Annotated in this window: 19 protein-coding genes; 12 read left to right on the forward strand and 7 right to left on the reverse strand. The window is 46.3% G+C overall.

Features of this window, described 5'->3' with window-relative positions; translation table 11 throughout:
• Window positions 1-23 precede the first annotated feature (23 nt).
• Window positions 24-3,236, reverse strand: coding sequence for an ELWxxDGT repeat protein (locus HB364_RS26390; protein WP_167291419.1), 3,213 nt, complete (start codon window positions 3,234-3,236; stop codon window positions 24-26).
• Window positions 3,237-3,920: 684 nt separating this feature from the next.
• Here HB364_RS26390 and HB364_RS26395 point away from each other — a divergent pair.
• Complete coding sequence (locus HB364_RS26395) at window positions 3,921-5,510, forward strand: LTA synthase family protein (protein ID WP_167291420.1); 1,590 nt, start codon at window positions 3,921-3,923, stop codon at window positions 5,508-5,510.
• Window positions 5,511-5,925: 415 nt separating this feature from the next.
• Here the strand turns inward: HB364_RS26395 and HB364_RS26400 are convergent, their stop codons facing one another.
• The 3 genes from HB364_RS26400 to HB364_RS26410 form a co-directional block, all read right to left on the reverse strand.
• Window positions 5,926-6,465 carry a hypothetical protein gene (locus tag HB364_RS26400; RefSeq protein ID WP_167291421.1) on the reverse strand — a complete coding sequence of 180 codons (540 nt, stop codon included), beginning with the start codon at window positions 6,463-6,465 and terminating at the stop codon, window positions 5,926-5,928.
• A gap of 989 nt (window positions 6,466-7,454) precedes the next feature.
• On the reverse strand, window positions 7,455-7,640 hold the full coding sequence (locus HB364_RS26405) for a cupin domain-containing protein (protein ID WP_208420106.1): 186 nt from the start codon (window positions 7,638-7,640) through the stop codon (window positions 7,455-7,457).
• Window positions 7,637-8,491 (reverse strand): CPBP family intramembrane glutamic endopeptidase, encoded by an 855-nt coding sequence (locus tag HB364_RS26410; RefSeq protein ID WP_167291422.1) that lies wholly within the window; start codon window positions 8,489-8,491, stop codon window positions 7,637-7,639. Before HB364_RS26410 ends, HB364_RS26405 begins: the two co-directional genes overlap by 4 nt.
• A 139-nt stretch (window positions 8,492-8,630) precedes the next feature.
• Between HB364_RS26410 and HB364_RS26415 the strand changes: the two genes are divergently transcribed.
• Window positions 8,631-8,954 (forward strand): winged helix-turn-helix transcriptional regulator, encoded by a 324-nt coding sequence (locus tag HB364_RS26415; protein WP_167291423.1) that lies wholly within the window; start codon window positions 8,631-8,633, stop codon window positions 8,952-8,954.
• A gap of 233 nt (window positions 8,955-9,187) precedes the next feature.
• Here HB364_RS26415 and HB364_RS26420 read toward each other — a convergent pair whose 3' ends face one another.
• Window positions 9,188-10,159, reverse strand: coding sequence for a hypothetical protein (locus HB364_RS26420; RefSeq protein ID WP_167291424.1), 972 nt, complete (start codon window positions 10,157-10,159; stop codon window positions 9,188-9,190).
• A 534-nt stretch (window positions 10,160-10,693) separates the two neighbouring features.
• Here HB364_RS26420 and katG point away from each other — a divergent pair.
• A complete protein-coding gene (gene katG / locus HB364_RS26425; RefSeq protein WP_167291425.1) occupies window positions 10,694-12,970 on the forward strand; it encodes a catalase/peroxidase HPI in 2,277 nt (758 codons plus the stop codon).
• Window positions 12,971-13,077: 107 nt separating this feature from the next.
• Here the strand turns inward: katG and HB364_RS26430 are convergent, their stop codons facing one another.
• Both HB364_RS26430 and HB364_RS26435 read right to left on the reverse strand, forming a co-directional pair.
• Window positions 13,078-14,514 (reverse strand): alpha-L-fucosidase, encoded by a 1,437-nt coding sequence (locus HB364_RS26430; protein WP_167291426.1) that lies wholly within the window; start codon window positions 14,512-14,514, stop codon window positions 13,078-13,080.
• Between the two features lie 94 nt (window positions 14,515-14,608).
• Window positions 14,609-16,321, reverse strand: a complete 1,713-nt coding sequence (locus tag HB364_RS26435; protein WP_167291427.1) for an NPCBM/NEW2 domain-containing protein — start codon at window positions 16,319-16,321, stop codon at window positions 14,609-14,611.
• A gap of 179 nt (window positions 16,322-16,500) precedes the next feature.
• Here HB364_RS26435 and HB364_RS26440 point away from each other — a divergent pair, with 179 nt between their 5' ends.
• From HB364_RS26440 to HB364_RS26480, 9 genes are all read left to right on the forward strand, one after another.
• Window positions 16,501-16,935 (forward strand): VOC family protein, encoded by a 435-nt coding sequence (locus tag HB364_RS26440; RefSeq protein ID WP_167291428.1) that lies wholly within the window; start codon window positions 16,501-16,503, stop codon window positions 16,933-16,935.
• Between the two features lie 204 nt (window positions 16,936-17,139).
• A complete protein-coding gene (locus tag HB364_RS26445; protein WP_167291429.1) occupies window positions 17,140-18,045 on the forward strand; it encodes a helix-turn-helix domain-containing protein in 906 nt (301 codons plus the stop codon).
• A 271-nt stretch (window positions 18,046-18,316) separates the two neighbouring features.
• On the forward strand, window positions 18,317-19,528 hold the full coding sequence (gene spt, locus HB364_RS26450; protein ID WP_167291430.1) for a serine palmitoyltransferase: 1,212 nt from the start codon (window positions 18,317-18,319) through the stop codon (window positions 19,526-19,528).
• The gene (locus HB364_RS26455) at window positions 19,525-20,646 is read left to right on the forward strand and encodes a GNAT family N-acetyltransferase (RefSeq protein WP_167291431.1); all 1,122 of its coding nucleotides are present in this window, start codon (window positions 19,525-19,527) and stop codon (window positions 20,644-20,646) included. Before spt ends, HB364_RS26455 begins: the two co-directional genes overlap by 4 nt.
• Window positions 20,643-21,635 carry an NAD-dependent epimerase/dehydratase family protein gene (locus HB364_RS26460; RefSeq protein WP_167291432.1) on the forward strand — a complete coding sequence of 331 codons (993 nt, stop codon included), beginning with the start codon at window positions 20,643-20,645 and terminating at the stop codon, window positions 21,633-21,635. The genes HB364_RS26455 and HB364_RS26460 overlap by 4 nt, the downstream gene beginning before the upstream one ends.
• A gap of 25 nt (window positions 21,636-21,660) precedes the next feature.
• Window positions 21,661-22,986, forward strand: a complete 1,326-nt coding sequence (locus tag HB364_RS26465) for an inositol-3-phosphate synthase (protein WP_167291433.1) — start codon at window positions 21,661-21,663, stop codon at window positions 22,984-22,986.
• Window positions 22,983-23,429 (forward strand): phosphatidylglycerophosphatase A family protein, encoded by a 447-nt coding sequence (locus HB364_RS26470; protein ID WP_167291434.1) that lies wholly within the window; start codon window positions 22,983-22,985, stop codon window positions 23,427-23,429. The genes HB364_RS26465 and HB364_RS26470 overlap by 4 nt, the downstream gene beginning before the upstream one ends.
• Window positions 23,430-23,431: 2 nt before the next feature.
• Entirely contained in the window at window positions 23,432-23,812 is a 381-nt protein-coding gene (locus tag HB364_RS26475; RefSeq protein WP_167291435.1) for a GtrA family protein, read from the forward strand.
• A 3-nt stretch (window positions 23,813-23,815) separates the two neighbouring features.
• Window positions 23,816-26,365, forward strand: a complete 2,550-nt coding sequence (locus tag HB364_RS26480) for a DUF5686 and carboxypeptidase-like regulatory domain-containing protein (protein WP_167291436.1) — start codon at window positions 23,816-23,818, stop codon at window positions 26,363-26,365.
• Window positions 26,366-26,379: the final 14 nt, after the last annotated feature.

Below are 26,379 nucleotides of genomic sequence, written 5' to 3' on the forward strand. Positions count from 1 at the left end.
GAAATCAAAACCGGGGAAAGCACCTATTTTACTACCTTCTTCACTTCGTTGATCGTTTCACCCTTTAGCTCCAGGAAATAAACACCTTTCGCCAGCTTACTCATATCAAGCGATAGAGACGTAGCGCCGGCGCCAGGATTCCATTGCTGTTGAATGAGCGTTTTTCCAACATTGTCGAAAACCCGTGCCTGCAGCTTTTCCGGTCTATTCAGGGAAATCGTGAGGTTGAGTTCATCAACAACAGGATTCGGGTAAAGCAATACCACAGGCTGGCTGTTTGTTAATGATAGCGGCACAATTTTCGAATAGGTAAAACGGCCATCGACATCTATTTGCTTTAGGCGATAGTATAGTTTCGACACGCCGGTCAAATTAACCTGGCGATCTGTATACGTATAGGAATGAATGCCGGAACTGTTTGCTGCCGCTACGCTTCCAACTGGCGAATAGTTTCTACCGTCGGGGCTTCGTTCGACCTCGAATGATTGCGTATTCTGCTCGCCGGTAGTCTTCCAATGAAGCAAGGCATCATCCTGTACGAGGCGGCCGCTAAATTCCAACAAGGTCAATGGCAGGGCAACGGCAAGGTTGGCGACCCACAATTCCCTTCCATGGGTTTCATCAGACATGACCGCGAATAGCTTCCCATTTGCCTCGGCAAAAGAAACCGGATTGCTTCCCCCATTGGCTACCACATCCTGTATCATCCCTGTTCCCGCCACCGTACCGTCGCTGCGCCAGGGTTCCGGACCTGCCGTTCCGGTAATACCAGCAAAGAAGAGGCGTCCCTGTATACCATATAAACTGTTCGGCCCGCCATTACCATCCGGCGAAACATTTTTCACCATCGAAATGCCCGTGACGGCATCATGCTTCCATAGCGCCCGCCCATTGGTGCCATTATCGGCCGTAAAATAGATGGTATTGTTGATCTTGAGAAAGTCTTCAGGATTACTGCTGGCTGTCCCGGGATTAATATCTTCAATGATGCCATTGTTATAAGAAACGATCGTACGGAATTCAAATCCCTGAGAGGGATGATAACCTACATAGAAGGGAAAACCTACCAGTTCGGTTATATAACGGGGATCGCCTGAGCAGGTACCCGGGCATAGATCTACTTGCATGCTGGTGCCTGCCGCTGTGCCGTCGCTCGCCCAAAGTTCCTTGCCTGCAGTGGCGGTAGTTGCGTTAAAATAAAGCCGGTTATTGACGTTGGCAAAATTCGTGGGAAAACTGCTTCCCCCGGGATAAATATCTTTTACCATCACCGTTCCAGCGGTGGTGCCATTGCTTTTCCATAGCTCTGTTCCGTTTGCGTCATCGGCGGAAAAATACAAAGTATTATTCACGACGATCAGACCTATCGGTGATCCGTTATTGGCGCCAGGATTAATTTCCTTTACCATCGTAGTGCCGGCAGCAGTGCCGTCGCTCTTCCACAACTCTATACCACTGGAAGCAATACCATTGGAGGCGCTGAAATAGATGGAACTGCCCATAGCTGTTATATAGGCGGGAGATGAGCTTTGTGAACCAGGGCATACATCTTTTATCATTACTGTACCGGCTGCCGTGCCATCGCTTTTCCATATTTCCTGTCCATTCACACCGTCGCTTGCATTGAAATACAGAAAGCCGTTCAAAATGACAATCGACTGAAGGGTGCTCCCACTTGATCCGGGGTTGATATCCTTCACCATCGTGGTGCCTGCCGCTGAACCATCAGTTTTCCACAACTCCGCGCCATGTATACCATCGTTGCCAACAAAATAAATGATGCCGTTCAAATTATGCATACTTACTGAAGATACGAGCCCGTTCCCGCTGGCAATTGGACTGATGTCTTTTACCATTACTGTACCTGCATCCGTGCCGTTACTCTTCCAGAGCTCGGGACCATTGACGCCATTGTCGCCGGCAAACAATAACAGGTTATTTAAAGATCCGAGGTTTTCATTTCCCACAGAGACACCATTGCCACTGCCCGGATAACAGTCTTTAACCATCACTGTGCCTGTAGCAGTTCCGTCGCTTTTCCAAAGCTCCCAGCCTGCTGCGGTGGTTGCACTAAAATACAGTGTGCCATTTATGTTGATAAGATTTCTGGGAAAACTACCAACGATGCCCACGACAATATCCTTTACCAATTGGGTCCCCGCACTGGTCCCATCACTTCGCCAAAGTTCAAGACCGTTCACACCATTGTCTGCGTAGAAATACAATATATTATTGACTACGGTTAGCGCACCTAAATAACTATAGTCGGGGCCGGGGCGAATGTCTTTCACTAAAACCGTTCCTGCCTCAGTGCCATCACTTTTCCAAAGCTCTTTTCCATTTGTCGCATCGCTCCCTGCAAAGAACAACGTACCATTTACGTTCACGAGATCTATGGTTTCGGCATAACCGAAATCACGTATCATCATCGTTCCAAAATATGTGCCGTCCGTTTTCCATAAAGATTTGCCGTATAAAAAATCATTTGATATGAAATATACTATGTCATTTATATTGGTCAGACTGGATGGATTACTTCCGGGATCATGCGCATTGTCTCTTACTATTACAGTGCCGGCAGCGGTGCCGTCGCTTTTCCAAAGCTCAGCCCCATAACCTGTACTACTAGCGCTGAAATACAGCGTTCCATTAACATTTGTTAAATCATGAGGCGTACTGTTCGTCGCTCCCGGATAGATATCTTTTACCATCACGGTTCCAGCCGCCGTGCCATCACTCTTCCATAATTCATAACCGTTCGTTCCATTCGATGAAGTGAAAAAGATAGTACCATTTACATTCGTCATCCAGCCAGTTCCGGCGTCATTTGACCCCGGAAAGATATCCTTTACCATCACAGTGCCGGCAGCCGTACCATCGCTCTTCCACAATTCCATTCCGTGTATACCGTCGCTCGCCTGGAAAAACAATACCCCATTCCTATTGGTGAAAAACCTGGGCTCGCTCGAGGAAGGCCCCTGGAAAATATCCTTTACCAACACGGTGCCGGCTGTTGTGCCATCCGTTTTCCAAAGCTCATACCCTGTTGTTTTTGTAGATGCCGCAAAATAAGCGATGCCATTTATTTCGAGCATATCTCTGGGCTCCGAGCCTAATAAGTAACTTTCTGGTTTAACCTCGTTAATATCTTTTAATAATGAAAATACCTGTGCATAGCTTTTTTGTTCCGTTACGATAAAGAAAAAAACAAATAACAACAAGGCTGACTTTCTCATGTGAGACAGTTTTTAATGAATAAAAAAGGGGTTAGGCCATTAAGGACAGGATTCATTCATTCAGGTAATGACAATAGGATGTTGATTCGGACTGGCGCCGGCCAGCAACGATTATATTGAGGGGGGTAACCCCTACGGTATTTCGGGAAACAGCTTATTTACTTCTCCCGCAGCCTCACCATTACAGACTATTTATAGAGAAACCCGATAGGAATTCAAAAGCATACACTTTTTTTTCTTATTGCAGGCCCTTAGGTGGTAACTCAAATTTAACCAATGGGGCGGCTTTTAGGGGCTGCCCTTTTTAACCCCTTTTTTGACTTGTTTTAACCGAACAATCGTGCAAAGTTATAATAGCAAAAATCATCTGACAATCACCATAAAGGATGAGTGCAAATCGATGTATTGTAGATTCCGCCCCCATTGTGACCCCAGCCCGGCTGCCTGATTCCGGCACAATCTGCCCCCTCTACATGTAGATTTGGCTCTTGACATTCCGGCATATGCCCCCCCTTTTGAGTGTTTGAAGAGCTGGTAACGAGATCGTTTTATTGCTGCATTTGTACACTTGCCACCTTACACTTCAGAATAAGGATGGCAGCAAAACCTTCAGCAGGTACTCTGTGAATCTTTGTATCCACGGAAATTTGTATAATTTGCAAATCCGCAGCAAATTAATACCCCATGAGTTTTATCAACGTAGACCGGATCCTTTCGAAGACAGGAATTGACACCCCAATACTCACCCGCTGGATCCTGCCTTTATTGTGTGGTTTACTGTTTGTGTATTACCTCGTTGTTAGCCTTATCAGCCAGGGCTATTATCAGCATGACGAGGTGACCCACCTGATACAGATACAGAGATTCTGGCATTCGCCTTTGTTATATCTTACCGATCCCTGGAGCAGGGGAGGGTATAAGGTGCTGTATGCTATTCCCACTTTATTTGGGTATTATGCCGTAATAACGACCAACATTTTATTTACAGTGGGAGCCGCGTGGAACTCGTACCGCATCGCCCGTGTATATGAATTAAAATATGCCTGGCTGGCGATCCTGCTTACCGGATTGCAACCTTTTGTGATCAACCTGTCGTTCCGTTGTTATGCCGAAGTACCCGCCATGTTCTTTATCACCCTGCTGGTGTATCTATACCTGAAAAAACGATGGGTATGGGTGGCGATAGTGGCCTCTTACTTATTTACCATTCGGGCCGAGCTGGTTGTTTTTGCGCTGTTGATGGGCGGCTATTTTGTGATTCAGAAAAAATGGATCCCGTTCCTGTGCCTGGGTATCGCCCCGGTTATTTTAAACATATTAGGCTTTTGTTTAAATGGTGATCCATTGTACGTATGGCACCTGATGGTGCAGGGCGGGTTGAAAGATACCTATCCACGAAACGGCTTTTTTTATTTCTGGTTCATGTTGCCGGAGATATCGGGGATGATCGTCGTTTTTCTGTTTATAACCGGTTACCTGGCTATTTTGTATTGGGGTAAGGAAAAATGGACGGCGTTGAAGAAGTACCACGCTGTGTTTATTGTTTTTACAGTTTACTTCCTGATGCATTGTGCGTTTACGGCGCAGTCGTTTGGATTCGGCCGGTCTGGTGGCGTAGGTCGCTTTATGCTGGTAATTTTGCCCATGGTATCGGTCATTGCATTGATCGGTATTAACTTCCTGGTAGCGGATGAAAATAAATGGTATAAGCTGGTGCTTTGCAGTATCCCCTTTTTACTCCTCCTGTTGTTATGGTGTTGCATGGATAAAGTAGCACCCCTGGTGTATCATGGATATGCTACACTTAACTTTAAAACGTATAATATAGCGGCGTTGGTTACCACGTTTATCATGGCCATAATCCTGATCTTTAAAGCCGAAGGACGGGCGCTTGTGGCCGGATCATTGGCGTTTATTATTTCGTTATATGCCATAAGATGCATTAAACCTTTTCCATTAACTGGAGAAGATAAAAACCTGGTGACTGTCGTATCGTGGCTTTTCCAGTCAAATATCCATCCCCGCCAGTTATACGCCAATCATCCGGTAGCCCGTTATGAATACGGCAATCAGATCCATGATCTGTTGCAAGTAAAGAGCTACGACTTAAATACTGTCGTCCACGCACAGCCAGGTGATGTGTTTGTATTAGAAGGGCATTATACCGATGGAGGTATTCGTAAGCAATTACTCTCATCAAACGATTTTCAAGTATTAAAAAAAGTAGACTCAAATAATGCTAATTATCCCGTGTGGGTGGTGGAGAAGAAATAATGACAATGGTTGTTTTCACTTACTGACAGTAAGGGATTCTTTTTCAGTCTTAAAAGGTTATTACATATTTAAGTCGCTGAATTTCTACCAAATCATCCAGATACGGGTTCGCATTTGTTCATCCGCCCCGACGAAAGAAAGGTGTAAAGAGCTTTGGCTTCCCATGCTCCAGGAGTCTGACGCCTTGCTGCTTGGTGGGCCTGAGCGCAGGAAGTAATGGTGATGACCCGCTTTGGAACGACCTACGGTGGCCATACGCTGCCAACTGAAAGCGAGAAATCGCTGGGAATGTTTGATTTTGCAATTCATCCTCGTTAAAAATTATACCCATGTGGAGGGTGTTGAAAATAATCCCCCCTGCGACAACAGGGGGGTATTATTTTAATATACGAAATAAAAGCAGGGAGTAAATATTTTAATACCAGCAAGTTCCTGAACTCCATCGGGTCTGACCGGCCTGAACAATCTTAAACTCGCCGCAATTTGTCATTACAGCGTAACCATTGGGGTATATATGGGTATGTGTGTGCCAATATGGAGTGTTATTGTCGTCATATAGAACCAGGTTGCCGTCGGATTGCATCTCCAGCCGGGTAATCTGCGGATTTCCGTAGGTATTGGAATGCCACAGGTAAGTTTGTATGTCGTCATAATAAAGTACCAGGTTGCCATCGAACTGCAGAATTACATAAAAACGTCCGTCGGGAGACATGATATACTCGCCCTGGTATAAGCTCTGTCCTGGATAAAGCACATCTGTTGACCTGCGATAGGGCACGTTTAAAGCTGTTCCTTTGGTGTTGGAAAAAGGTATCCGGTAAGCTTCGGTGTTCAGGTATCCTTTTGACGTTTCCGGAATAGTGGTGGATGTTTTGGTAGCATCACTTTTAATGAATGCTGAAGAAATCAGCATTAGCAGCGGCATTGCATATAAGATGCGTTTATTTTTAAGCATAGAAAAAAGGTTAAATTGTTTGAATTGTGTGATGTTTTGCCAGGGCGGGATTGCGGCGAACCGGTAAATGATAATGAGGAGGTGAACGTGTAGGCATGGCAGCAGGTTTTATGATTGTGAAGTGGTTTAAACGGGGAGGATTATGTATGGAAGGATACAGAAAGGGTTGGAGTGCTCGGAGTGTTATAACCTTGTAAAATATACGAAATATACATACATGAATATGCGGAATGGTAATTTTATTTAACAAACATATAGTATGGATATTGTGTTCTGTCCGGTGTTGATTTGGCCATGGCTGGCCCTTACCAGTTTCACGCAATAACTTCAGGCTTCTCAGGAATTGTCCCCAGGTATAATTATAGGCTCTTAATTGAGTGATTATTAGATAGAAAGACTTTTTGAATAATTGGCAAAATTTGGGTAGCCCGGCTGCTCCTGATGACTAAACAAGCATTCAAATACTTACATTTACAGGCAATTACAGAAAGGTATATGAAAATACAGGCGGTAGATATACAGAACATTTGGGATGCTCTCTCTAAGGGTGTTATGCTTTTGCGGTTTCCGAAGTATTCTCCTTAGTTGTTGCATTTCCCATAGGTCTGAAAGGTTTGTTCGAATCCAGTCAACCCGACTGAAATTAAAAAGGCTTTAAGTCATTGAACTTGAAGCCTTTTTTGTTCGAATAAATTTCACTTCTTTTCACTTCTAAATCGTCAATGTATTGTGAAGGAGTAATTTGTGTGGATTCGAATCCAGCAGTCAGGCATATCTTTTAGGAGACGCGCACTGCGATATGTCGATGAGTATATATTCTTCAGCCAGCATAGCCCTTAGGTTTACATCAACTATTTCTTTTAATTTACTGAAGGCAGAGAACCCCATGTTGGTGGCAGGCATTTTGTTAGACCTATGAATTATTTATTGAAAAAATAGCTCCAAATAAAGAATTATCAAGCCGCATTACATTGAAATATTTTGGGATTTCAATAAAATTGTTCCTCTATTGATAGTGTCCCCTCAACTACGTAGAATAATTCATCTTCGTGATTATGCCAGGGAATTTCCAACCCTTTAATTTTTACAACTTTTATATATTGGTCGTTTACTCCTCCAATAATTCGGGGAGAAAAATAATTTTCAACTACTAAAAAAGCATCTTTCAAATTCATATTTTAATCTGTTTTCTTTTTATAATTTTCCCTTCTTTTTTTGCAAGATAATAGAGAACAATTCCAATAAGTAATAAAAAGGTTACTGTAAAAACTGAGTTTTCAATCCCAACAGCCCCTCCTGTAAATAACTCAGGTCCATTAAATTTTGATTGAATTATACTTCCCATATCGCTTAGACCTGTAAGATTAGAGCCATAAAATGGTTGAGCAAAATTCCACCCTAAATGAAAGAAAAAAGGAAGCCATATTCTTTTAGTATATACAAATAACATCGCCATAGTGAACCCCCAAACCAAATAATAAAATAAACTAAATAAATTTGCATTGGGATTAAAAATGTGTTGAGTTTCTACTAACATTCCAATGACAATGGTTAGATTAGTACCTAACCAATTTTCACACTCCCGTATTATTAATCCTCTATGAAATAAATCTTCAATTAATGCGGCAACCATTAATAATGTGAATAACTTAATTGAATAGTGAGCTGTTGTTATGCTAATAATCTGGTAGTATCCTAATAAGTATAAAATGAAAATGGATAAAGAAATTGTCAAAAACCCAAACGCAAAACCACCAAGCATTTCTTTGGTTAAAAATTTTATGGATAATTCTGTAATTTTTCGTTTATCATATAAGCGAAATAAATAGTAATAGCTTACCAATAAAACTATGAAGGAAATACAATGAATAATCGGGTCTGTAATGCTTCTATCCTCACTAATGCTATAAAAAAATGGTTTTGATACAAAATTTTGAATTCCTACAAATAGTGAAAAGGGGATACTGATTCCTATAATAATTTTAGTGAGTGGAAAATACAAAACTCTTTTTATGGATACATTCATTAGTTTTTCTGATTTATTATATTGAAAGTTTTAGCAAATAAAAGTATTTAATACCTTTGCTACTAGTACATACAATAAAGTAGGCTACATACTAAAACTATAGTAATGATGATTATCAATATTTTAAGTTTATAAGAAAATGAGAAAAAAAATTAAAAAGGCACATTGTGCTGTTGATTATGCTTTTCAGCGAATAGGGGGGAAATATAAAGGACGAATTTTATGGGTATTGAGGGATGGCTTATTGAGATACGGAGAATTAAACAGGGTAGTAGTGGGTATTACACCAAAAATGCTTACCCAAACACTAAAAGAACTGGAAGCTGATGAACTGATTACAAGAAAAGTTTATTTTGAGGTTCCTCCCAAAGTTGAATATTCACTTACCGAAACAGGAAAAGAATTAATTCCGTTTATTAGCCAAATGCGAAGTTGGGGTGAAAAACAAATGTCATCAAGTTGAAACTTTGAGTTAGTAGGGTGTTGCCCTTAAATCTTTGATGAACTGGTTCGGCAATTGTCCAGTCAACCCGACTGATTTTTGAAACCCGCTCTGGTAGTAGGTTTTATTTTTTCAGGTTTTCGGCTAAGCATGAATTGCCAATTTACATAGATGTAATTTACAAAATACATAACTCCAATTGACAATATGCATAAAAGCAACATTAATAATATCTCTATAACACCCCCACCCAACTACTGCACCCTCGAGCTCGTCCCATACCACTCTTGCTGTCCAACCTGGTAAACCACATTACCGCTCTGCTGTCCGTTACTAACATAATTAAACTGCACCACAGGAGTGGAAGTAGGGGTAGTCGTTGTCAAAGGAGCCACAACCGGCTCTTCCTGCATAACTGGTTCTTCCTTCACCGACACTTCCTTCTGTGCGCCTTCTTCCGCTACACCAACTTCTTCCACACATGCCGGTCCCATCCACTGCATCACCCGCAGGGCGCCACCCTTCAGCAGTACAGGCTTATCGTTCTCCATCGTATAGAACTTGATGCCCAGCAGCCAGAAGCAGCCAGGTGCGTCGCTCGCCAGGACATGTTCAGGGCAGAATGGCGCGCCGCTTTGCCGGCCCATGGCCAGGAGCGGACTTTCCTGTTTATCCTGGCGGGAACGGCGATTATCGAAGTCTACCGTCAGCATACACGATACCAGCCGGTAATGCGTGGCTTTCGGCGGCAACACTTTTTTCTTCCGTAGCCGGAAAGCCGGGATCTGCAGGCTCACCTTACCGGCATCCACCGTATAACAATTCTCCACATTCAGCGGCAGTGCATCGTCCAGAGACAGGTTGTGGTTAAACTCGAAGCCCGTCAGCACCGATGGGTCGCCTGCTTCAATCTCCCGCTCACCCCAGTCATGCACCGGGTCCGCCTGGATCACTTTTAGCATCTGCGCAATCATCCGGCCGCTTAGCCGCATATTTTTCACCCCGTCCAGCAGGCTTCCCATCGCCACCCGCAACCGTTGCGCCGCGGCCGTCGCCCGCTTCCATTCCGCCGCAGTACGGTGTGCATTCTTAAAACTGCCTTTGTTCTTTATATGCCATTCGGTAGGGCCGCTTTTCGCCTTCACCTGCTGCCCGAATTCGTTCACGAAAAAGGTCAGGTCGCCGATCGAACCCCTGATTTGAAAGGGAGATATTACTTTAGCCATAAAAGTGTTTTCTCCTAATTTACAGAGAATAATGAGTTAAATGATACCCGTATCCGGTCAATCTTGGGGTGAAATGTCAAACCCGGGCTATTCAGTAGCTCGCCGGAAGTAAAAACCTTGTCCCATACACGCTTCCCGGCCGAAGGCAGGTCCTCCCGGGGACGAAGTACGGCAGCCGTAAGCCAATAGTAAGCCAGTAGTAAGGGAATGGTAAGGCAATAGTAAGGCGAAGAGGGTCAAATGCAGGCAGGACGCGGCTTTATATGTTGACCGCTTGGCAAACCCAATACAGGAGTGGGTTTGATCGAAGAGCCGTTTTTAAAAAGGAATGAAAGGGTCATAAAATAGATCATGTATTCTAATATACGAAAAATAAGCATCCCCTGCTACGTTCCACCCATCTGGCTAATAGGTTTTAACTATTGAAGTATAGAATTAATCGATCTTGTTTATTATCCCAATATCATAATTTTACCGTCCTGTATAGATACCAGGTGCAGGTAATTGTTCTTCAATATCATAAACTTATTAAAAATGGAAAAAGCATCTAACGACATCAGTAAATGCCCGTTTCATAATGGCAGTATGAAGCACAATGTTGGCGGTGGCGGCACCAGGAATCGCGACTGGTGGCCCAACCAGTTAAAGATAAGTATCCTGCGTCAGCACGCGGAGAAATCGAACCCGATGGGTGAGGATTTTAACTATGCCGAAGCTTTTAAAAGCCTCGACCTGGAGGCGGTGAAAAAAGACCTTCATGCACTGATGACCGACTCACAGGACTGGTGGCCGGCCGACTTCGGTCATTATGGCCCCCTGTTCATTCGCATGGCCTGGCATAGTGCAGGCACTTACCGTGTGTTTGATGGCCGTGGTGGCGGAGGCGCCGGACAGCAACGTTTTGCCCCATTGAATAGCTGGCCCGATAATGTGAGCCTGGATAAAGCCCGCAGACTGCTTTGGCCGATTAAACAAAAATATGGCAACAAGATATCCTGGGCCGACCTGATGATCCTTACCGGTAATGTAGCGCTGGAATCCATGGGCTTTAAAACATTTGGCTTTGCCGGTGGTCGTCCGGATGTATGGGAACCGGATGAAGATGTGTATTGGGGCGCTGAAACCAAATGGCTGGGTGGCGATATCCGTTATGCACATGGCGCCCACGGCGTGCAAGAGGCACATGGCGTATTAGTGTCAGACGAAAGTGCCAACGGTCATACCCACGGCCGCAACCTGGAAAAACCACTTGGGGCTGTACAGATGGGGTTGATCTACGTGAATCCTGAAGGTCCTGACGGTAATCCTGACCCCATTGCGGCCGCTAAAGACATCCGTGATACGTTTGGCCGCATGGCGATGAACGATGAAGAAACCGTTGCCCTGATAGCAGGCGGGCATAGCTTTGGCAAAACCCATGGCGCTGCTCCTGCTACCCATGTAGGCAAAGAGCCCGAAGCTTCCGACATGGAGCTGCAAGGCCTGGGCTGGAGTAATAGTTATGGTTCCGGTAAAGGCGCTGACACTATTACCAGTGGATTGGAAGTAATATGGACAAAAACGCCCACGCAATGGAGCAATAACTTCTTCGAAAACCTGTTTGGCTTTGAATGGGAACTTTCTAAAAGTCCGGGCGGCGCCCACCAGTGGGTAGCTAAAAATGCAGATAGTATCATCCCTGATGCGTATGATGGTTCAAAAAAGCACCTGCCCACCATGCTTACTACCGACCTCTCCTTACGCTTTGATCCGGTATATGAAAAAATATCCAGGCGCTTTCTGGATAACCCCGAAGCATTGGCAGATGCATTTGCCCGGGCCTGGTTTAAATTAACACACCGTGATATGGGGCCACGTGCCCGCTACCTGGGTCCTGATGTACCGGCAGAAGAACTGCTTTGGCAAGACCCTATTCCTGCGGTTGATCATGCATTGATAGATGAAAAAGACATAGAGGCCCTGAAGGCAAAAGTATTGGCATCCGGATTGAGCGTAGCAGAACTGGTATCCACAGCATGGGCTTCAGCATCCACTTTCCGTGGTTCCGACAAACGCGGTGGCGCCAATGGCGCACGCATTCGCCTGGCCCCTCAAAAAGACTGGCCCGTAAATAATCCGGCGCAATTGCAAAAAGTATTGAAGAAACTCGAAGGCATTCAATCAGCATTTAATGGTGCCCAGTCGGGCGGTAAAAAAGTGTCACTGGCAGACCTGATCGTATTGGCTGGTTGTGCAGGTGTTGAAAAAGCAGCGAAAGAAGCGGGACAGGCGGTCACCGTTCCGTTTACACCTGGCCGTATGGATGCTACCCAGGAACAAACCGATGTGGAATCAGTCGGCTACCTGGAGCCCCTGGCTGATGGTTTCCGCAACTACCGCAAAACAAATCTCCCGGTATCTACCGAAGCGTTGCTGATAGACAAGGCGCATTTGCTTACGCTTACAGCACCTGAATTAACCGTATTGGTGGGCGGCATGCGTGTATTGAACACCAACTTTGATGATTCCAAACACGGTGTTTTCACATCACGGCCGGGCCAGCTTACCAACGATTTCTTTATCAACCTGCTCGACATGAACACTGCCTGGAAAGCTGTTGCTGAAGACAGGGAACTTTACATAGGTAGCGACCGCACTACCGGTCAACCTAAATGGACAGGTACCCGTGCAGATCTTGTATTTGGCTCCAACTCAGAACTGAGGGCTATTGCAGAAGTGTATGGAAGTGCAGATGGTAAAGACAAATTTGTGAAAGACTTTGTAGCAGCCTGGAATAAGGTGATGAACCTGGACAGGTTTGATATAGCCTGATTGTAACTTTAGCGAATAAAAAAACACAGCCTCCGATAACGGAGGCTGTGTTTTTATACAGATATGCGTAAATGCTAATTAATGTGTTCTACAATGTGTGACCCCTGTTAATCCAGTTCGCCTGTTTTCATGGTTGATTTGGCACTACTATTTACATTGGCCACTTTGCCTTTAAGCTCCACTTTGATCACAGATGCAATAGGATCAGGAGCCGCAGCAGGAACTTCCATAACAAGGTTTCCATTCACGGCTTTCGCTTTAACCTTGCCACCTGCCAGGAGTTTGGCAGCTACCACTTTATTTTTCAAACCTGGTATTACCAGCTTGCCATCTTTTGGCCAGTCAAATACAGTGAAATAAAGGGTAGTGTTAGTTGCAGTTTCCTTTCTTGTAACCCGTCCCCATGGCAGCGGTGCTAGAGGGCTTGCCTTGGTAGCATAGATCGCCTCGCTGTTTATTTTCATCCAGTCGCCGATCTGCCGGAGGCGGTCAATACTTTCGGACGGGAAAGTACCATCATCCTTAGGGCCAATATTCAATAAATAGTTTCCTCCTTTTGAGGCAATGTCTACCAGGTTTTGGATGAGTGTTTCAGTAGTTTTCCATTTATCATCCCAGCTTTTAAAGCCCCAGCTTCCATTCATGGTCATACAGGTTTCCCAATCTTTGCCATCCAGTTCGCTAAGGCTGGGGATCTTTTGTTCCGGTGTTTTCGTGTCGCCGGGAAAGTTGGGACGTTTTAAGCGATCATTGGTAATGATATTTGGTTGCTGCTTCAGCAAAGCCTGCAATTTAAGCGCAGCTTCGTCGGTCATGTTGGTGGGTGTGTCCCACCATAGAACGGCTACATCGCCGTAATTGGTCATCAGTTCCCTTACCTGCGGTACAGCCACCTCATCAATGTACTGTGCAAAGGACCTGGTTTCCTGGGCAGGGTCCCAATGACCACTGTGTTCTTTTGTATAGGCATCAATGAGCGCTGAATCAGGATTAGGCCATCCTTCCTTCATTTCCTTTCTTGCCACTGATCCGCCGGGATTGTTCCAGTCCTGGGCCTGGGAATAATAAAACCCTAGTTTAATACCATACTTTTTGCAAGCAGCCGCCAAAGGTTGCAAGAGATCTTTGCCATAAGCGGTTGCATCTGTAATATCCCATTTGCTGGCTTTTGAATCAAACAGCGCAAAGCCGTCGTGGTGTTTGGCCGTGATGACGATGTATTTCATCCCGGCTTCTTTTGCCAGTTTCACCCAGGCATCCGGATCGTATTGAACAGGGTTAAAGCTTTTGGCTTTCTCCTGGTATTCGACCACCGGGATTTTGCAGCGGTTCATGATCCATTCCGCACCTCCCCGTGCCTGGTGATGATCATGGTACACACCTGCCCATTGTGCATAGACACCCCAGTGAATAAACATACCAAAGCGGGCCTCACGCCACCATTTCATCCGTACGTCTTTGGCAGGATCTGGCTGTTGGGATGGCTGGGCACTCAGCCATTGGACCGCAAAAAATGATAAGAATAGCAGGCAATACCTTGTCATGCGCGTAATGATTGATTTTTAAGATGTATAGGCTGCAACTAAGGTATAAATAAGCAAGGGGCGACACCCAATCTTGGCTAATTATTAAACGATTTTACCGTTCGATCACCGGATTGAGCCATACAGACCAGCAGTTGCCATTGTGCGATGCGGTGTTTTCAACTTTCAGTTCAAGGCTATTCACCTCCCTGATGTCTATTTTAACCGGCGTTTGCTGGCCGGTTGTTAAAACAGGGGAGGTGTACAGCAGTTTGCCGTCGCCCCAAATGGTAAACCGCACAGGTCCCTGCTCTTTAACCAGATCATCCCGGCAGGCAGCCAGCGCAGAGAAGGTATGCCATTTTTTGCCCAGGTTAAAAGCATACACCGAGGGCGCATGAGCAAACAATCCTTTTTCATATAGTTTACCCTGGCTCTCCAGGAAGAAAGTACGTTCATGTTCTTTGGTATAATAATTCCGGGCAGGTTCCCGCCAGCCTACCTGTGCGTTTTCCCATTTGGCATCAGACAAAAATAAACGGTTGCTGGTGGCAGTCAGTGGATCTGCCGGCGGAGCGGGATGAACAATGGTCTTCAGTATCCTCAGCTTTAATTCAGTTTCGGTCGTTTTTTCTTCTTTCTGGAGGCGATCGTAAAAAGCAGTGATATCTACATCTGTAAATGCCAGCTTCTGGGGAGAGTATGCCACACCATCACTGCCCACCGTGAAATAAGTGGTGGTGGAGCGGGTGGATCCATTCGGAAATAATAAATAGATGGTTATCTCGTATAGACCACCGGGCAGTTTTCCGAACTGCATGCTCAGCTCATTGCCAGCCCCTATGGGGTGAATAGTGCTTTTGTTGAAGTATTCGATGATATCGGCTGTACGCAGCAGCGTGTAGCAGGCATAAGGACGGTGTTGAGTGGTGAGAGGACTTTTGATCAATACGCCTTTATCATTGTTTTCGTAGTGCAAAGGAGTATGTGTAAGCTCCTGCATATCATTCAGTGCTTTGGCAGACTGTGTAAAGACCGGATGGCTGATCAACTGCAAAATACCGGCAGCAGAGATGGTGGCGCTTTGCTTACCACACCAAAGGTAGTCCCTGAAATGCCGGCTTCCGAACTGCCCCATCAGGGATATGTCGTCAGCAGCCAATTCCGAAGGATGGCCAAAGTCGTGCGGCAATCCGAACATATGGCCCATTTCATGCGCGATGCCGCCAATGAACCAGCTATTGAATTCAGCTACGCTGAAGTCTTTGGGGGCTCCCGCCACATCAGAATTGATCATCCGGTGGAGGGTGTCGGTAAGCCGGTCAGGATCCAGCAACTCACAATCTACCGCAAAACATAATCCCTGCTGCGACCATCCGGTACCCCAATAAGGAGAATGAAGAACATAGGCACTATCCTGCCTTTTGTAGCACAAGCCGGTAATGATAAGTACATGGTCTTTGGAAAAATCGATCTTTCCGGCGGCTTTTTCACTGATCTCATTCCGGATGTTCATTCCGGATTCTGTAGTGTAGCTTTTTGATGGCAGGTCGCCTTCTACCAGGGTAATAAGGTATTTGTCGCCTGACTTTTCGAAAGGAACGCCATTGGATTGGATACCGTATTTGTTAAATTGTTCCTGGTAGAACTTGCTCACCGCTTTCAATGTTCTGTTTAAGCGTTCCTCCCAGTGGGGCAGGGGCTGCAGATCATTGCCATGGAAGTAAACCACTTTTACTACTTTACCAGACGGCGCTTCGCCGGCGTGGTATGTCTTAATAACCAGTTCTGCGGCCTGTATAGCGTCTTTGCCGTACGGACGGTTCAATGACGAGGATTGACCAAAACAATTAAACACCAGGAGAACAAAAAGGACACTTATAGTAAAAAAACGCATTGTAAAAAGGTTTAGGATAGAAAAGGGGGTTAGCTACTAACAGGGCAAAATATAAGTACAAAAAAAATAATTTTGTCTTTGGTGTATTAACTTTTGCAAGACTTTATATTATGACTAAAACAATGATTTCCGGCATTGCGCCATTCTTTATCGTAAAGAATGTTCCCGCCGCATTAAGGTTTTACCGCGACCGTCTCGGGTTTGACATCACGTTCCAGGGACCCAGTGAAGACGATATCTTCTTCGGTATTGTCGAACGGGGTGGGGCGATGATCATACTGAAGGACGTTGGTGTTGATCCCGTACCGAACTATACGCGGGATATCAAACAAGGCATTGCCCGCTGGGACGCTTACCTCCATGTGCCGGACCCTGATGCACTGGCGGCAGAATTCTCGTTGCGCAATGTGGATTTTTTTCTACCACTCAACGACGGCGGGGATGATGGTCTGCGGGGATTTGAAGTCCAGGATACTGATGGATATGTTTTGTTCTTTGGGCGCCCCAGTACGGGGAATGGGGATAGGACCAGCCAAAAAAAATAGATTTTTTTACCAACCTGCTGAACAATCTGTCAATCTTCTGTGTTTCTTTCTTTTTGTCAACTTTGATCTGGCTTTTCTTTCATATTAAAAATATGCCGGGAAGCCAGGGAATCTACACTGCTATGATATCGAAATTGCCCTATCGTATATTATTATATATACGGGGACTGTCTATTTGGTTTGTTCCCACCTTAACCTTTTTGTATGAAAGGTAATCCTATCGGCCTGCATACAATTAAGGACCTGAAAGATATTGCGGGTCACTCCTGGTACCCGGACGATCTTCAGATTTTACTCCGCAAGCCTAAAAGCCACGAGCATTCTTTTCAGCATCCTTTCCGGTCTGATTCCTATTGGGTTGTTTTGGTTACGCAGGATGTATCGCATAATCCCCTGAGTATCCAATTGAATTCAAAAGAATATGTGCTGCGGGAGAATGACCTCCTGATCGTACCGCCGCATACCGTGCGGCAGCCGTCTGATACAGAGCATAGCTGTGACCTCGCCTGCGTAGCTTTCAGGCCCGATTTTCTTTTTGAAGCCGGTATATCCCAAAGGCATATTGATTCCTTTGAGTACCTCTCCTGTAGCCCCTGCACCCATCTGCATTTGTCTGCAGAAGATGCATCCCGGCTTATGACAGTGATACGCATGTTGCAGGAAAAGAATTTTTCCGAGGAAGACAATCCTTTTGCCGCCGAGGTGGTGCGCCATTTCTTTAATGTATTCCAGTTTGAACTGGCCGGCCTTTATTATAGGTACACGAACCAGAAGAAAGTAGCACATGACCGGAAAGAGGAGCTCTTATGGCGGTTCCTTACGCTGCTGCCGGAACATGTGAAAACAGAACGCAGTTTGCAGTTCTATGCCAACAGACTTTATGTAACCCCGAAGTACCTCACGCAAACGGTGAAGAAGGTGTCGGGCAAAACCGCCGGGAAGTTTATTGATGACCTCGTGATTGTGGAGGCCAAGAATTTACTGCGCGACCCTTCATTGACCATTGCCCAGGTAGCAGACCGCCTTGATTTCAGCGACCAGTTTTTCTTCAGCAAGTTTTTCAAACGTTATACAGGCGTTACCCCATCCGACTATCGCAGGAGCGCTTAATACTTCACTTTTCTTATTGTTCAAACAACCGGTGCAATTGCCCTGCAGGCAGGCGTTTCAGCATGTCTATAGGTGAGCGTTATTAATTGCAAAACAAGCCTTGTGGCGCGATTGTTCACGCTTGTGATCCCTATTTTTCAGACAGGAGAGGAAGATGGAAAGGATGAGAATTTTAGACATAATCCGGGGACTTTTTGACATTGTGGCTCTGTCGGCGGCTCTTCAACTTTGCAAATGTTGACCGGAATATTATAAGTTGGAAAGTTGATTCATGCGAAAAATACTAAAGGAAAAAGTCTCTTTATTCAGAGACGCGGATTTGATCAGGGAGCAAGATGTGTATCCTTATTTCCGGGTGATTGAATCGGGACAGGAGACAGAAGTAGTGCTCAACGGAAAGCGTGTACTGATGTTTGGCTCTAATTCTTATCTCGGCCTGACAAACCACCCGAGGATAGCAGAAGCTGCCAGTGCTGCTATTAAAAAATATGGCAGTGGTTGTGCAGGTTCCCGTTTTTTAAATGGTACGCTGGACTTACATGTGGAGTTAGAGAGCCGGCTGGCCGCTTATACCGGCAAGGAAGACGCTATCCTTTTCAGTACCGGCTTCCAGGCCAACCTGGGCGTATTATCTGCCCTGGCAGGCCGTGCAGATGTACTGTTACTGGATGAATACGACCATGCTTCTATTATTGATGGCAGCAGGCTTTCGTTTTCGAGGGTGATCAAGTACCGTCATAACGATATGAGCGATCTCGAACAGCGGCTGAAGAACCTGCCTGTGGATGCTTTCAAATTGATTGTTACCGATGGCATTTTCAGTATGGAAGGAGATATAGCTCCGCTGCCTGCTATTACAACCCTTGCAGAAAGATATGGCGCTGCCGTGATGGTAGACGACGCCCATGCGCTGGGCGTTATTGGCGTGAATGGTGCAGGTACTGCCTCTCATTTCAATCTTACGCAGGAAACCGACCTCATCATGGGCACCTTCAGTAAGTCGCTGGCTTCGCTGGGAGGCTTTGTGGCAGGCGACAGGGAGGTGATCGATTACCTGAAGCACAAGGCCAGGGCGCTTATCTTCAGCGCCAGCATGACACCTGCTTCTACCGCCAGTGTGATAGCCGCCCTGGATATTATTGAAGAAGAACCTGAACGCATCAACAAACTGTGGGACAATACCAACCACATGCTGCTGTTGCTCAAAGAATATGGTTTCAATACCGGCGACACGCAAAGCCCCATTATCCCCGTACGCATCGGTGATAACCATAAAACGTTCCTGTTCACCAAAGCCTTGCAGGACAAAGGCATTTTTGTGAACCCGGTGGTATCGCCTGCCGTTCCCTCAGAATCATCCCTGATCAGGCTTTCGCTGATGGCCACCCATTCTTTCAGCCAGATTGAAGAGGCGGTAGAGAAAATGAAAGAAGCGGCCCTGGTGTTGGGTATTGAACTGGAACTGAAAAAAGAAAGCGCATGACCGGTATTGTAACAGTACACGCTTCAAAGCAACTGAAGGCCTTTATTGACTTTCCCCATGACCTGTACAATGGGGATGCGAATTACGTGCCCGAACTTTTCATTGCGCAACGCGATCTGCTGACGCCCGGCAAGCATCCTTTTCATGAGCATTCTAAAGTGCAGCTTTTCCTGTACTATAAGGACAATGTTATCTGTGGAAGGATTGCCGCCATCCTGAATAACAACCACAATCACTTTAACAATACTACCGATGGGTTCTTTGGCTTTTTTGAATGCGTCAATGACCCGCAGATAGCCTTAGCGCTGTTTGATTCAGCAGAACAGTGGCTGCAGGCACAGGGCGCCACCACCATCATTGGCCCGGTGAACCCATCGACCAACGAACCCTGCGGCCTGCTGATCGATGGCTTTGATAAGCCGCCACTTGCCATGATGACCTATAATAAGCCTTATTATACGGCTTTGATGGAATTGGCGACCCTGCAAAAGAAGGTAGACCTGCTGGCTTATGATATTCCCATAGCCGAAGTTGGCGACCGCCCTGTATTGCTGGAAGAACGTTTGCTGACAAGGCTCAGGCAGAAGCAGATCACTATCCGTGCTGTGAACAAGAAAGACCTGGCGAATGAAGCACGAAAGGTGTTGGAAATATATAATGCCGCCTGGGATAAGAACCTTGGATTTGTGCCTATGACCGCTAGTGAGTTCAACTATCTGGCCAAGGACCTGAAGATGGTGCTGGACGAACAGTTGTGCCTGATTGCAGAACACAATGGCAGGCAGGTGGGCTTTGCGCTGGCTATTCCCGATATCAACCAGGTTCTGATCAAAGTACGGCGCGGCAGGTTGCTGCCTACCGGTATATTCAAGCTGCTGTTGGGCATGAAAAAGGTGAACCGCATCCGTGTACTGGCGCTTGGTGTGATGAAAGATTACAGGAAACTGGGCATTGAAGCGTGCTTTTATGCAGCCCTTATCAGAAGGGCCAATGAACGAAAAATGAGCGGGGGTGAAGCATCCTGGATATTGGAGCACAATGAACTGATGAATAAAGGCATTGAACGGATTAACGGCAAGGTATACAAACGCTACCGCATATATGAAAAACCCTTATGAAAGAGAAGGTACTGATAACGGGCGCCAGCGGGTTCATCGGCTTTCACCTGGTCGAAGCTGCCCTGCGCAGCGGACTTTCGGTGTATGCCGGCATACGGGCAGGCAGTGATGTAAGCCACCTGAAAGGGTATGATATCGGGTTCTGTGAACTGGATTACACCAACACGGAATTGCTGACGAAACAATTGGCCGCCACCGGGTGCACTTATATCGTGCACGCGGCCGGCGCTACCCGGGCAGGCTCACAGCAGGTGTATGATACGATCAATGCAGCGTATGGGGTGAACCTGGCCAATGCTGCTTTGGCAGGCATTGGTGACCAGCTTGCCAAATTCGTTTTTGTGAGCAGCCTGGCGGCCCTCGGTCCTTCGAACAGCCATGACACGGTGATCACAGAAGCCGCAACACCAGCTCCTGTAACTGCTTATGGCAGGAGTAAGTTGCTGGGTGAGCAAAAATTACAGGCACTGCCATCACTTCCACTGGTAGTGCTGCGGCCTACGGCGGTGTATGGTCCGCGAGAGCGGGATATTTTTATCATGCTACGTTCCATCCATCGCGGCATAGAGGCCTATATCGGACGGACTGAACAACAATTGAGCTTTATATATGTAAAAGACCTGGCTTCGGTGATCATCAACTCCCTGTTCTCCGGGCTTTCGAATGAAACGTTCAATATTTCCGATGGCAGGAGTTACGACCAGTATGAACTGGCCAATCTTTCCAAACAGATTCTGCACCGGAAAACTATACGATTGCACCTGCCTTACGGAATGATCAAAGGACTTGCTTTTGCTATGGAAAGACTGTATGGATGGCGCGGTAAAACACCCGTGCTGAACAGGGAGAAACTGCATGAACTGACGGCGGTAAACTGGCAGTGCAGTATTGAAAAAGCCAAAACGCAACTGGGCTTTTGTCCGCAGTACGCTTTGGAGCAAGGCCTCCGGGAAACGTTGCAATGGTACCATCAAAATAAGTGGTTATAATTTATTATAAGAAAAATCAAGGATTATGAAGAAACAAATATTGCCGGCAGAAGGAAAATTAGGCATCCTGCTTCCAGGTTTGGGCGCAGTGGCCTCAACTGTGATTGCGGGAGTTATTGCTACCAGGAAGGGCTTGTCCAAACCGATCGGATCGCTTACCCAAACCGGCCATATCGAGCTGGAAGAAGGAGAGGGGGACCGTTATCCGCTTATCAGGGATTATGTACCGCTGGCTGCACTGGAAGATGTGGTGTTTGGCGGATGGGATATTTATGAGGACAATGTATACCAGGCTGCCAGTCATGCGCGGGTACTTGACCAGCATTTGCTGGACGCTATCAGGCCCGAACTGGAAGTGATCAAGCCGATGAAGGCTGTTTTTGACCGGAATTATGTAAAGAACCTGGATGGCACCTTCATCAAGCAATCCGCTACCAAGTGGGATGCTGCCCAGGAACTGATCAAAGATATTGAAGCATTCAGGAAAGCTAACAAGGTAAGCCGTGTGGTGATCGTATGGACCGGCTCTACAGAAAAGTACCTGGAGCAATCAGCCGTGCATGAAACGATCGCTTCTTTTGAAGCAGGACTGAAGAACAATGATGTGAATATTGCCCCCAGCATGGTGTATGCTTATGCCGCCGTAAGCCAGGGCGTTCCTTTTATCAATGGCGCGCCGAACCTGACCACTGATATTCCTGCGATCGTACAACTGGCCCGCAAAACGAAAACGCCTATTGGCGGCAAGGATTTTAAAACCGGGCAAACACTGATGAAAACCATTGTGGCTCCTGGTCTGGCCGCACGCTCCCTGGGCGTGAATGGCTGGTTCTCTACCAATATCCTGGGCAACCGGGACGGCCTGGTGCTGGATGATGAACAGAACTTTAAAACGAAGGAAGTGTCCAAACTGGGTGTACTGGAAGATATCCTGCGTCCCGACCTGCATCCTGATCTGTATGGTGAGCTGTACCATAAGATCCGCATCAATTATTATCCTCCTCATGGAGATAATAAAGAAAGCTGGGATAATATCGACATTTTCGGCTGGCTCAATTATCCCATGCAGATCAAGATCAATTTCCTCTGCCGTGATTCTATCCTGGCTGCCCCCATTGTATTGGACCTGGCGCTTTTCGCCGACCTGGCCCAACGCGCAGGCATGTATGGCGTGCAGGATTGGTTGTCTTTTTATCTTAAATCACCCCAGACGCAACAGGGCCTGCCTGCGGAGAATGATATTTTCAAACAACTGAATACCCTGAAACAGGTATTGCGCACTATAAAGCAGCAGGAAACACAGGAGTTACCTGCATTGGACCTTACTAAAGAAACAGCACCGGCTATATGACGGGCATAGCCAGCATTATTGCAACTGCAGGCGGTATTGGCTTTCTCAAAAAAGGAGGAGGCACTGCTGCCGCAGTTGTTTTTTGTATTGCCTGGTACTTTTTCCCGATGGGATACGCTTACCAGGCTTTATTGCTGGTAGTGCTGCTGGCAGCAGGTACATGGAGCGCCACCAAAATGGAAACAGTGTGGGAACATGACAGCAACAAGATCGTTATAGACGAGGTGGCGGGCATGATGATAACGCTGGCCTTTCTGCCAAATGACATTGTGTACATTATTACCGGCTGTGTGCTGTTCCGCTTTTTTGATATTGTAAAGCCACTGGGTATCGCCCGCGCAGAACTGTTGCCGCGTGGCATGGGTGTGATGGCGGATGATGTACTGGCAGGTATTTACGCCCAGTTGATCCTGCGGGCAATGGTGATGGCTAAACTTTTTTGACCATGATCACTTTTCTGAAAGCCAATATGGCCTCGCTGGTGGCTTCACTGAGTGATTTTTTGATGACGGTATTGCTGGTGCAATGGTGCGGAACGGACGTAGTGATGGCAGCAGTAGCAGGTACTATGACGGGCGGTATTGTTAATTTTTTAATAGGCAGGCATTGGGTTTTCAAGGCAGGCGATGAAAGGGCAGTAAGGCAACTTTGGAAGTATGCGCTGGTATGGACCGGCAATTTGTTGTTGAATACAGGCGGGGTATACCTGCTGGCTTATGGCGCCGGCTTCCATTATGCAGCATCGAAGGTAATTACTTCCCTGCTGGTTGCTTTCCTGTACAATTATCCCTTGCAAAAGCATTTCGTGTTTAGCAATAATTGGTAGACGATGATTAGTTTGATTGATATTAAGAAGGGATTGACCTTATTCTTTTTTGTTGTAGGCTCTTTTGTTTATGCACAAGGGCAAACGGTCGTGAGGGGGACTATCAGAGACGCTCAAACCCGCTCACCACTTGCTTTTGTGAGTGTTTATTTCAAAGGCAGCAAGGGCGTGGTGAGCGACGAGGATGGCCGTTATACGATTTCCACCGCCAATCCGAAAAATGTAACGCTGGAGTTTTCCTTTGCCGGGTATAAAGTATTTCAGAAAACGATCGTGGCCGGCATCACGCAGGACCTTGATGTGAACATGGAGCTGGAGGAAATGGCGGCGGTGGTGGTAGGTAAAAGAAGAAGGACCAAATACAGTAATAAGAATAACCCGGCGGTAGACCTGATCAGGAAAGTGGTGGACAACAGGGACCGCAACCGGATGAGCGCTGCTGATTTCTTACAATACCAGCAGTACGAGAAAATGGAACTTTCTCTTACGAACAAACCGGAAAAGCTGATGAACAACAGGCTTTTAAAAAACTACAGGTTTTTAGTAGAGAACCAGGATACTTCGAAGATCGAAGGGAAGGGCCTTGTGCCCGTTTACCTCGAAGAAACGCTTTCCGATAAGTTCTACCGGAAAGATCCCCGTAAAGAAAAGACCTATGTGCTGGCCAAAAAGAAAGTAAACCTCGGTGAGTTTGTAGACAATGAGGGCATTACACGGTACCTGAACAGCATGTACATGCCTATCGACATTTATGAGCCTAACCTCACTTTACTCTCCAACCAATTATTAAGTCCCATTTCGGACCTGGCGCCTACCTTTTACCGGTTTTACCTGCGTGATACAATAGAATTGGATGGGATCAAACTGGTGCGTTTGAATTTCGCCCCCCGCAATCCCAACGACCTTTTGTTCAGGGGAATGATGTACGTCACCCTCGATAGCAACTACGCCGTGCAGAAGATACAAATGGAGCTGACAAGGCATGCCAATCTCAACTGGACAAGAGAACTGCGCATTAAGCAGGACTTCGAGCGTGGAACTGATGGCCGGTATCATGTGATCATGAGCAATATACTTACAGAGTTTGCCTTGTCTAAAAAAGCTTCCGGCGGCCTGGTGGGAGAGCGAACCGTTTCTTATAAAAATTACGTCATCAACCAGCAGGCCCCTGATTCGGTGTATGAAGGCAAAGCGGAAGTGATCGTTGACAGGCCCGCTGCTACTACGGATAGTTTCTGGGTAGCCAACCGGCATACGGCGCTTTCTTCGACAGAAGAGAAGGCCTACACCAATATGGACAGCCTGAAAAACATGAAGTCGTACCGGCGGCTGATGGACTGGGCCACTTTTTTCCTCGCAGGGTATAAATCTGCCGGTCCGTTCGACATCGGGCCGGTGAATGCATTTTATAGTTTTAACCCGGTAGAAGGTTTCAGGTTACGCTTCGGTGGGCGCAGCACGCCGAAATTCAGCAAGCGGCTTTATTTTGAAACGTATGCAGCGTACGGTTTTAAGGATGAGCGGATGAAGTATTTCTTATCAGGCGCCTATTCCTTTAATGGTAAATCCATCTATTCCTTTCCCTTGAATTTTGTACGGCTGAGTTTCCAGCATGACACGAAGATACCGGGACAGGAACTCCAGTTTGTACAGGAAGATAATTTCCTGCTGTCTTTCAAACGGGGTGACAATAACAAATGGCTGTACAATGATATTTTCACGGCCGAGTACGTACGGGAATTTGGTAAGAATATCAGCTATACCTTCGGTTTCAAGAACTGGAGACAACAGGCTGCCGGCAGTATTGTGTATCAAAAGCTGAACGGCAGTGATATAACCACCGTGCCTGACATAACCACTACCGAGCTTTCGGCAGAGTTGCGCTGGGCGCCGAACGAGCAGTTTTACCAGGGAAAGGCTTACCGCATTCCCATTTATAATAAGTACCCTATTTTCCGCCTTCGCTTTATTGCCGGCATCAAAGGGCTGGTGAACGGTGATTATGATTACCAGAACCTGACCCTTAATATTTTCAAGCGGTTTTATTTGTCGCAGTTCGGTTATGCCGACGTAGTGACAGAGGGCGGTTATACTTTCGGACAACTTCCTTACCCTTTGCTCACGATCCACCGGGCCAACCAAACTTATGCTTACCAGCTCAATTCTTTCAATATGATGAACTTCATGGAGTTTGTCAGCGACCATTATCTATCGGTAAGTACGGATTATTATTTCAATGGGTTCATCTTTAATAAACTGCCGCTCATTAAAAAGCTGAAGCTGCGTGAGGTGGCCGGCTTTAAAATGCTGTATGGCGGCGTACGCAGGGAAAATGATCCTGCCTATAATAAGGGGACGTTTTTGTTCCCTACCGACGAAACAGGCAAAACAACTACTTTTTCCCTGGGCAATAAACCTTATATAGAGGCCAATGTGGGTATCGGCAATATTTTCAAGGTGCTGCGGGTAGACCTGGTGAAGCGCCTTACGTACCTGGAAAACCCGGATGTGCCGAACTGGGGCATCCGCGCCAGGGTAAAGTTTGATTTTTGATTAAAACGTTTTGT

The organism is Paraflavitalea devenefica, assembly GCF_011759375.1.
Lineage (GTDB): Bacteria > Bacteroidota > Bacteroidia > Chitinophagales > Chitinophagaceae > Paraflavitalea > Paraflavitalea devenefica.